General features: G+C 46.2%; 4 protein-coding genes. All 4 read right to left on the minus strand.

The genetic code is table 11. The features are described from left to right. Window positions 1-295 precede the first annotated feature (295 nt). Window positions 296-5,923: an AAA family ATPase gene (locus tag QUA07_RS01945; RefSeq protein WP_333322107.1), complete on the minus strand. Its 5,628-nt coding sequence runs from the start codon at window positions 5,921-5,923 to the stop codon at window positions 296-298. Window positions 5,924-6,137: 214 nt separating this feature from the next. Further along, window positions 6,138-6,824 (minus strand): ribonuclease HII, encoded by a 687-nt coding sequence (locus QUA07_RS01950; protein ID WP_333322109.1) that lies wholly within the window; start codon window positions 6,822-6,824, stop codon window positions 6,138-6,140. 2 nt (window positions 6,825-6,826) lie between these two features. Then, a complete protein-coding gene (locus tag QUA07_RS01955) occupies window positions 6,827-9,181 on the minus strand; it encodes an Rne/Rng family ribonuclease (protein ID WP_333322111.1) in 2,355 nt (784 codons plus the stop codon). Window positions 9,182-9,589: 408 nt separating this feature from the next. After that, the gene (locus QUA07_RS01960; protein ID WP_333082727.1) at window positions 9,590-9,718 is read right to left on the minus strand and encodes a hypothetical protein; all 129 of its coding nucleotides are present in this window, start codon (window positions 9,716-9,718) and stop codon (window positions 9,590-9,592) included. Window positions 9,719-10,096: the final 378 nt, after the last annotated feature.

Below are 10,096 nucleotides of genomic sequence, written 5' to 3' on the forward strand. Positions count from 1 at the left end.
GAGATAATTTTTTGTGTGGAACAGACCGGAAAGCCTGTTCATAAAAGGTTTATTGACAATGGTGCAAGATGTGAGGTGTAACCAAGTAAAATCCGACCTACTTACTGCTTTACATCATTGGCGAGATCCTTCACCTGCTTATACCAATTTAATGTGAAATTACATATATTTCGATCCCCCTCGCATCCCCCTTAATAAGGGGAGTAGGGGTTGACTTTGACCAAGCTCTTGTCCCCCCCTTATTAAGGGGGGTTAGGGGGGATCAGATTCTATGCAGCCTCATATAAAATTGGTATTATACACCGCTCATTGGCAGGAAAACATTAAATGTAGTTTTGTCCGGAATTGATTCGACTTCAATTTTTCCCTGATGCTTGTCAACAATCTTCTTCACAATATCTAGTCCCAATCCGCTGCCTTCTCCTGCGGGCTTAGTAGTAAAAAATGGGTCAAATATTTTCCCTTTTATTTCTTCGGGTATCCCCTGGCCGCTGTCGCTAATGCTAATCTTAGCCTGGTCATCTTGAGCAGTTAACTCAATTGTTAACGTGCCTCGATAATCCATGGCTTGCAAAGCATTGTGAATTAAATTCGTCCAAACTTGATTGAGTTCGTCGGGATAGCACAGTATCGGCGGGATTTCGGCATAGTTTTTGATGACCTCAACTCCCTGTTTCAGTAGATTCTGATAGAGGGTTAAGATTGTTTCAATACCTTCTCTGATACTGGCTGCTGTTTTTTCGCCAGACTGTTCGTAGCGGGCATAAGTCTTCAATGCAAAAACTACTTTTGATGCTCTATCTGTAGCTGTGCTGATAGTAGCAATACCTCTTTTTAATTCAGAAATTTTGTAGGCGATTTCTAGGATATGTAAACTATCCGATCTTTGCAATAAAGGGACAAAGGTATCAATTTCATTATAAACCCCCATGATCACTAGGCGATCGGCTACGGTATCGGCACTGTCAATTCCTAATTCTTCCAGTTGGCTTCTCAAAGCTCTCTTCAATTTGCGTTCTTCTTTGGTTGATAAGCTTGCTTCTTGTTGGAGGGAACGCTGAAGTAAACTCAAAAAATTCTGTGCTTCTTCTGGAGAGAGAGATTGAAAAAGTGCGGGCAACTGTTCTAAAGTTTGATTCAAGAACTTAGAAACATTTCCTGCCGACGAGCGAATTGCACCCAGGGGAGTGTTAACTTCGTGGGCAACTCCTGCCACAAGTTGTCCTAAAGCTGCCATTTTTTCTGATTGAATCAATCCTTCTTGGGTGGCTTCGAGATTGCTTAAAGCTTGCGATAATTCTTGGGTGCGTTCTTCTACTTTTGCTTCTAAGTTGGCATACAGTTGGGCATTTTCTATGGAGATGGCAGCTTGGGAGGCTAAGATATTTAAGACTGCCAACCGATCGGGAGTAAAGGCATTTGTAACGAGATTATTTTCTAAGTAAAGAATGGCGATCACCTTTCCTTGATGTTGAATCGGCAGACACAAAACCGACTTGGGTTGATGCTGGATGATATAAGAGTCAGCAGCAAAGGTAGCCTCAATCGTCGCATCATTAATTACCAAAGTTTCTTGGGTGCGCGAGACATAGTTAATAATCGCGATCGGAATTTCGTTAGAGTCAGCAACGGGAGTTGAGTGCAGGTTGCACGATTTACCGATCGCACATTGAGCCGCGACGAAGAAAGAATCTTTTTCTCTCAAAATCATAGCTCCTTTTTCTGCTCCCGCATTCTCAATCATCACTTGCATCAAAGTGGAGAGCAACTTATCGAGGTTGATTTCTCCTGAAAGTGATTGAGATGCTTTAATTACTGTTGCCAAGTCCAGAATTTGTGACACACCTGAACTGGTACTAGCAACAGTTTCCGTCATCATTTTGGCAAGTGTCTGACCTCTTTTTAAGCTCATTGTAGGGTGAAAAATAGGCGTCAGTAATTGGAGATAGCGCTTTTCTAAATCCTCAACTTTTGCCTGGGCGCCCCAGCGTGCATAGGCGTAGTAAGCATCAGTTAGGTAGACTTGGGCAATTTTTTCTTTTCCGCAGGCTAAATAGAATTTGGCTGCCATCTCATTGCTAAGTGCTTCTTCGTTAATGTACTGATTTTCTTGAGCGAGTTTAATGGCGCGATCGTAATCATCCATCGCCTCCATATTTTGACCTAAAACTCGATGTCGTTGGGCCTCTACTAAATACCATTTATGCAAATAATTCATGGGAGCATTTTGCGCCCACTGATGCAGCGTGCTTTGATGGGTTTCCACCTGGGCGAGAATTTCAGCTTGCTCGCTTTCTGGCTGTGTGGGAAAAAGTGCCAGGTGGGTGAGGGCGGCATAAAAATGAAAAATGGGAACAAAAACCGATCCCGATACTCCCATCAAATACTGTTTGACTTGGGTAATGTTTTCTAGGGCAGCCGTGTAATTCCCATAGCAGTAAGCAAGCAGCAGTTTGAAGATGCAGGCACAGGCGATCGCCGTAAATTCATTATCCTGATAGTGCTTGGGAATCATCACCGTTTCATCGTAGGCGGAGCCTATTAACAAATCCGGCCGCCTATGGGTTTCCCTCAAGTTTTGCACCGTCTGCTGAACCATATCCAAATAAATCTGAGCAGAATATTGTTTCAACTGCGCCATAACAGCCCTGTAACCTGCTATTTCTGGTTCCCAAGTGTCTAGTTCTACCCCAGCGAATAAATGCGTATAAAAATAAATATATATGTTGTAGCCAGCGTCTACAAAGTCGCCAGTTTCCATGCCAGCCGTAAAGCCATCTTTCAGCGTCGGTATTGTTGCCAAAAGAGATTCTTGGCGATGCTGAATCCAGCCACCAAACAAAAGTAGAACTGTGGACTTGAGTTCCCGTACATTCAACCTATCGAGCAATGAGAGTGCCAATTGCCCAAAGCCATAGCCCGTTTCCACCTCTTGTAAAAAGGCACACAACACCATCCCGTGCATCGCATACCCCACCGTGGATGCGGGTGCATTCCCAAAGGAGAGCGATAAACTCACCATCGTGGAGCTCAGCAGGGGCAGCAAACCGGGCATTCCCTGGAAAATGGGTGGAAACAACATACCAGACAGTTGCATAGCTGCCTGAGTCTGTGGATTTGTCATCACAGGTAGGTCAACCAATTCCTCAATCTTTCTGCCGGTTAGTTGGGGCGCAAGGGCTTGTAACGCTTTGCCAATCTTGGCTTCATCAGGTTCGGCAGGGAGTTCAATTCCCAATTGTAAGAGTGCCTCTCTTGCTACGGCGATCGTTTCTAACACCTTGCTCTGGGCGGTCTGAGCGGCAATTTTAATTTCGTAAATTTTAACTCGATCTAAAATTGTTTGGGCTTCTTGCAAAACCAGTGCTGCCATCTGTTCCATACCATCAAAGTCAGCATTCAAATAGGCAGCTTCAGCGGCAGCAATATAGAGATTCAGGGTCAATTCATACTGAAGAAGCCAGCAGTTGGTCCTCAAGAGTTCAATCCCTGTTTGCAGATAGATATTTGCCGCAGCATAAGCAGTTGAAGCTTTAGCTTTACGTCCGGCCATTAAATTTAATTGAGCTAGTCGATCTCGCTCAGTCTGATACTCAATTAACTCCACCCCCATATTCAACTGGTTGACAATATCAAAAATTTTATCTTGTATTTCTGCTTCAGGAGTATTCCTCAATAGCAGTTGCCCAATTTCGAGATGGGTTGACTGTTTCTGGGATTCGGGAATCAGAAAATATGCTGCTTGCTGCACTCGGTCATGTAAAAACTTGTAGGGAACCGATAACTCCGACGCTTGTGCAACTTCAACTGATTCCGAGTCGTGAAAAAACTTGTAAACTTCAGTAATCGGAATAACTAACCCTTCTTGCAACGCTTTCCACACATGGGCCGCTGTCTCACTCTGAGATTTTTTATGAACAATCGCCAGGGTTGCTAAGTCAAATTGGTTGCCAATACAAGCTGCAAGTTTCAGAACATTCTGGGTATCTATGGGCAATTTTTGCAACTGAATCGCCATAAACTCAACCACATCATCCGTAAAAGCTAGCGTCCTAACTTGGGAAATATCGCATTGCCAACCCCCGCTTGCTTCCCTTTGCCAAGGGGGGGGTAGGGGGGTGAAATCAAACTTAATTAACCCATCTTTATGAAGAAAATTAAGAAATTGAGTAGCAAAAAAAGGATTGCCTTTGGTTTTTGTAAAAATTAGTAGGGTCAGAGGAATTGCCCTTTCTGGTGGACAGGAAAGAGTATCGGCAATCAGGCAATTTAGAGAAGTTTGGTCTAGGGGTGCTAAAGTAATTTGGTTGACTGTTGCCGAGTTTTTGCGAATCTCATCCAAGGTCAGGATCAGTGGGTGTGCTGGAAAAACTTCATTATCGCGATACGCTCCCATTAACAACAGATAGCGGGTATTCGTCTCGCTCATCAACAATTGCATGAGCTTCAATGAAGCTGAGTCTGCCCACTGCAAATCATCTAAGAAAATTACTAAAGGATGCTCTTTTGTCGCTAAGACTCGGATGAAATTTTGCAATAATAAATTGAAGCGATTTTGAGCGGCAGTTCCCTCTAGTTCTGGCACTTCTGGCTGCTTGCCAATTAGTCGTTCTAATTCGGGAATGACATCGATAATGACTCGAGCATTCTCACCCAACGCCTCTAATATTGTGACCTGCAATTTCTGCACCTCTGCAGCACTTTCGGTAAGTAATTGTCGGATTAAATTCTGGAATGCTTGCACCCATGCCCAGAAGGGTATATCGCGCTTGAATTGGTCGAATTTACCTTTAATGAAGTAACCCCGTTGGCGGACAATGGGTTTGTGAACTTCGTTGACGACGGCAGTTTTACCAATGCCGGAAAAGCCTGCCACCAGCATGATTTCGCAAGTGCCTTCGCTGACGCGATCGAATGCTTCTAGTAGCGCCTTAATTTCAGTTTCTCTACCGTAGAGTTTTTCGGGAATGACGAAGCGATCGCAAATATCCCTATTCGCCAAGGCAAACGGGCTAATCTTCCCATTCTCTTGCCATTGCTGCCAGCAATTTTCTAAGTCGTACCGCAGTCCAAAAGCACTTTGATAGCGCGATTCTGGAGTTTTTACCATCATTTTCATAATGATGTTATTCAACACTGCCGGGATAGCTGGAATCAGATCGATCGGGGGTGTTGGCATCCTAGCAATATGGCAGTGAACTAGCTCCATCGGATCGGTAGACTTAAAGGGTAATTGCCCTGTCAGTAGTTCGTAAAACGTGACTCCCAGCGAGTAAAAATCGGTGCGGTAGTCAATCCCTCGATTCATCCTTCCGGTTTGTTCCGGGGACATATAAGCTAGTGTTCCTTCTAAGACGTTTGGATTTTGGATTTGTTGGTTTTCTCTGGGTAAAAGAGAGGAAATGCTGAAATCAATTAATTTAACTTCTTTAGTTTTAGGGTGAATGATAATATTCTGGGGCTTGATATCTTTGTGAATAATTTGGTTGTGATATAGTCCTTCTAGGGTTTGGACAATCTGAATCGCGATGGGCATAAATTCATCGAGGGGTAGGGGCGAAGTATGGGGGGAGGAAACCTCAGAATTACTTGATAGGCGATCGCCCAAATTCTTCGCTTCAGGATTAGCAGTATACTCAGCAAGGGAAACACCCCCAACATCCTCCATTACCAGAGCAAAAGCATTGCGGTAGTTTAAGAGTGAAATGGGTTTGACTATTCCGGGAAGGTCAAGATTTTTGGTAATGGTGTACTGATTCCGCAACTGCACGAGTTCGCTAAAAGTGGGGTACTCGCTCAATAGCAGTTTGATAATTACTTTTTGGTTTGACTCAGAAAGTCCTCGATAAACCTGTGTTCTAGAGCCATTGTAGATTTGCTCAATGATGCGATAGCCGGGAATTGTTAACAAATTATCAGTCATGCTGAAGAGGTTAAATAAAGATTCTATAGATGCTACCGGAGCCTGAAAATGATAAATTTGGGAATAGATTAAGACAGCTCTATTGCTTGCTCGTTTCTCTAACAGGTGATAGACATTTTTCAGCCTGTACTAGCTGAATTTTTTAAGCGGAAATTCTTGGTTTTTCAAATTTTATATAATTGCGCTCAAATTAGCTAAGTTTTTCACCGTTATTTTAAGATTTTCGACAAGGACTAAAAGACACTCGGTGAAAAGCGGATCGCCCGCAGCGTTCCAAAGCCAATTTATGTTTTGCTGTTCCATATCCCTTGTTATTTGTCAAGTCATATTCAGGATAGTTAACAGCCAAACGTACTATTAATTCATCGCGCCAAACTTTCGCCACAATACTAGCAGCAGCAATCTGAATCGATCGCGCATCACCCTTGATCATCGTCTCTTGCTCGATCGCCAAATTGGGAATCCTTTGATTCCCATCAACCAAACACAAATCCGGCGTCACCTTCAACTTCAAAATCGCCCGCTTCATCGCCAACAAAGAAGCCTGCAAAATATTGAGGCGATCGATCTCCCGCACCGAAGCCACACCAATTTGACAGTCAACAGCCACAGCCCGGATTTTCACAGCTAACCGACTCCGGGCTGCGGCACTCAACTGCTTGCTGTCGCGCACCCCGCAACTTGCTAATTCATCGAGAACTTCGTCGGGCAAAATGCAGGCAGCAGCCACCACCGGCCCGAACAAAGCTCCTCGTCCAACTTCATCCACACCCGCAATTACCAGAGCGCTCGAGGGAGAGGGGGAAAGGGGAAGATGGAAAGATGGGAAGAGAGTAAAAATTTCTACTTCTTCCTTCTTCCTTCTTCTTTCTTCCCTCTTCTCTCTTCCCTCTTCCTTCATAACTATTCATCCAAAAGGGCAGATGAGCGGCGGCGGCGGCGGCGGTTGATAGCAGGTTCCTCCGGTTCGCTCGATTCGATCGGCTCCTGGGATTCGATCGGCTCCTGGGATTGGATCGGCTCCTGGGATTCGATCGGCTCCTGGGATTCGATCGGCTCCTGGGATTCGATCGGCTCCTGGGATTGGATCGGCTCCTGGGATTCGATCGGATCATAGGATTCGTCCATCACATCGCTGGGTTCCTCCATCCCATCAAAATCATCAGTTTCGTCGATCAAACTCTCGCCATAAATTTGGACATCATCATCATCATCATCATCCTCAGAAAAAACAGGCTCAACTACCGACCTTTCTGGATAATAATCCCGTTCATCATCCTCAACATTCTGTGGAGGCGTCGTCGCTTCAAATTCAAATTCGAGCTGCTCGAAAGGCGGCTTGTTCGGTGCCGCTCCGGGGAGAGTCACCGAAACGATCGCATTCTTAGGATTTTTCACACTGCGATCAGTAAGCACCAAAGGAGAAACCCCCATCAGAGCATAAACATCCTGCTCCTCCGCCGTCATTTCCACCGAAATCACCTCTGGAGGCTCCACCATCGGCTTCATCAACTCAGACTTAGCCGGACGCACACGCTCGAAATCCTCGCGCCTGCCAACAGTCGCCATATTCACCAGCCCGAAGCCCTCCGAAGCCGCCCGGATGCCGGGGGGTGCCAGATACTCAGAGCGCGTATCCGCGACGGGGGCGCTCGAAGTATTCGGCAGCCGCAACTTGCTACGTACAGGTTCCTCCTCCGCCGGGAGAGCAAAAGGCTCTTCGCCAATCCGGCGGCGGCGGCGGCGTCTGGTTCCGTTCCCCAAATCCTGATAGCTGGGATGGTTGAGCAAGTCCAAAGGCGATGCGTTGCTGCCGGTCTCAAAATCCAAACTTTCGCTTTGAGGCTCCCAAGCAGCCCGAGCAGGTTCGGGGGGGCGTTCTTCCCGCACGGGGGCAGGAGTTGCAGCCGCCACAGGCGTCAAGCTGCGGCGTTCCAATCCTTCGGGCAAATTCAACAAAACGCGGTTCGACGTAGCAACGGTGCGATCGCCCGATTCCCGCACCGCTGCGGCGAAGTCTTCTTCCCCAGGCAAGTGCACCAGATGACCCAACCCGCTGCAAGTCGGACAACTGTGGCCGAACAACTCGTAAATATTTTGACCTTGGCGCTTGCGAGTCAGTTCTACCAGTCCCAATTCCGACAGTTGAGCGATTTGCGGCCGAGCTTTGTCAGCTTTGAGAGCTTTATTGAAATGTTCCAGCACCTGCAACTGATCGCGGCGGGATTCCATGTCAATAAAGTCAACAATAATCACCCCGGCAATATTGCGTAACCGCAGTTGTCTAGCAATTTCCGTTGCTGCTTCGCAATTTGTCCAGAGTACAGTTTCTCGAGCCGTGGCCGATCGAGTAAACGAGCCAGAGTTGACATCGATCACCGTCAGCGCCTCAGTCGGCTCGATAATCACATAACCACCCGAAGGCAAATCAACCCTTGGTCTGAGGGCTTCTCGAATCGCAGCGTTAACCCGGAAAAATTCTAAAATCGAGGCGCGCTCTCGGTGGTGGTCGATCAAAACTCCCGCAGGAAGTTTACCGCCGTTCCAGCTCATCAACTGCTGCTTCACCCGCTTAATTCCATTTTGCGAGTCCACCACAATCCGATTCACGTCACCGCTGAACATATCTCGCAGCACCCGCTGGATAAAATCGTCATCCCGGTTGAGTAGTGCCGGCGCCCGCGAAGTACCGCCTTCGAGTTGAACGGCTTCCCACTGTTTTTGGAGGACTTCCAAATCTTCCATGATCGCTTCTTCGGTCATCCCTTCAGCTTCAGTGCGTACCAGCAGCCCCATCCCGGCCGGTTTCACCAAAATAGCCAGGGCTCTGAGGCGGTTGCGCTCGGCTTCCGACTTGATCCGCCGTGAAAGATTGACTCCCCTGCCGTAGGGCATCAGTACCAAATAGCGGCCTGGCAGGGTAATGTTGCCTGTCAGCCGGGGGCCTTTGCTGCCCGTCGGTTCTTTCATTACCTGTACCACCACTTTCTGCTGGGGGGTCAGGAGTTCTGTAATTGCTCCTGCCGAGCGTTTAAGGCGCAGCGGGCCGAGGTCTGTGACGTGCATAAACCCGTTACGTTCTGGATCGCCAATATTAACGAAGGCCGCATCTATCCCAGGGAGTACATTTTCAACAATTCCCAAGTAAATGTCACTGACTTGATGGCTGCCTGTGGCTACCACAAGTTCTTGGATTTGATCTTCTGAAAAGACGGCAGCAATGCGATGCTGCTCTGCTATAACTATCTGCTTTGTCATTCAATTTCCTCAAAAAACTGGCAGCAAGTTAGAGACACTTACGCACTCATAGTGCCTCTGACTTAGACTGTAATTAGTAGTAGCTTGAAGAGTTATTAGCTGTGAGTTGGTGCAGGGTGGAAGGAAAGTTAACTGTTGACCGTTCACTGTTAACTGTTAACTGTTGATTGTTCACTGTTAACTGTTACAGATAAAGTAGTTAAACCCGCCCGTACAGAGTTATGAGTTATGCTCAGCAGATAAATCTGAGAGATAGAAATAAGGAGGCTTTTATCGAGTTAGCAATATTGAGATTTGAGTTGACAATTGCGAAATCAATACTCAAAATTCAACACTTACAACTCTTCCTTTGAACTCAGCGAATAAATTCATTGACACCGTACCAATTTCTTAACACACAACTTAACACTACGAACTGATAACTCCGCTTGCGTGGTGGTTGAGGGCTGGTTTTGAGCGAAAGTAGGTAGGAGTGAAAGCGTAAGGACTTTTGTTGAATTCTTGTGCGATCGCACTCAACATACCCCAGCTTGGCATTCGACTGCAACCTCCGCCCCTGCCAACCCTAAAACCTCGTCAGTCGATTTGAGATTTTAGATTTGAGATTTTAGATCTACTCCACAGATGAATCTGGGACATTGAACTAGACTCTAAAATCTAAAATTTTTGGTTCTCCACGAATTAAGTCGGGGGCTTATTTCCGTTTTTTGACGGGTCAGTCGATTTGAGATTTTAGATTTGAGATTTTAGATTTACTCCACAGATGAATCTGGGAGCTGGAACTAAAGTCTAAAATCTAAAATTTTTGGTTCTTCACGACTTAAGTCGGGGGCTTATCTCCGTTTTTTGACGGGTCAGTCGATTTGAGATTTTAGATTTGAGATTTTAGATTTACTCCACAGATGAATCTGGGAG

Source organism: Microcoleus sp. T3_A4, assembly GCF_036700465.1.
Taxonomy (GTDB): Bacteria; Cyanobacteriota; Cyanobacteriia; order Cyanobacteriales; family Microcoleaceae; genus Microcoleus.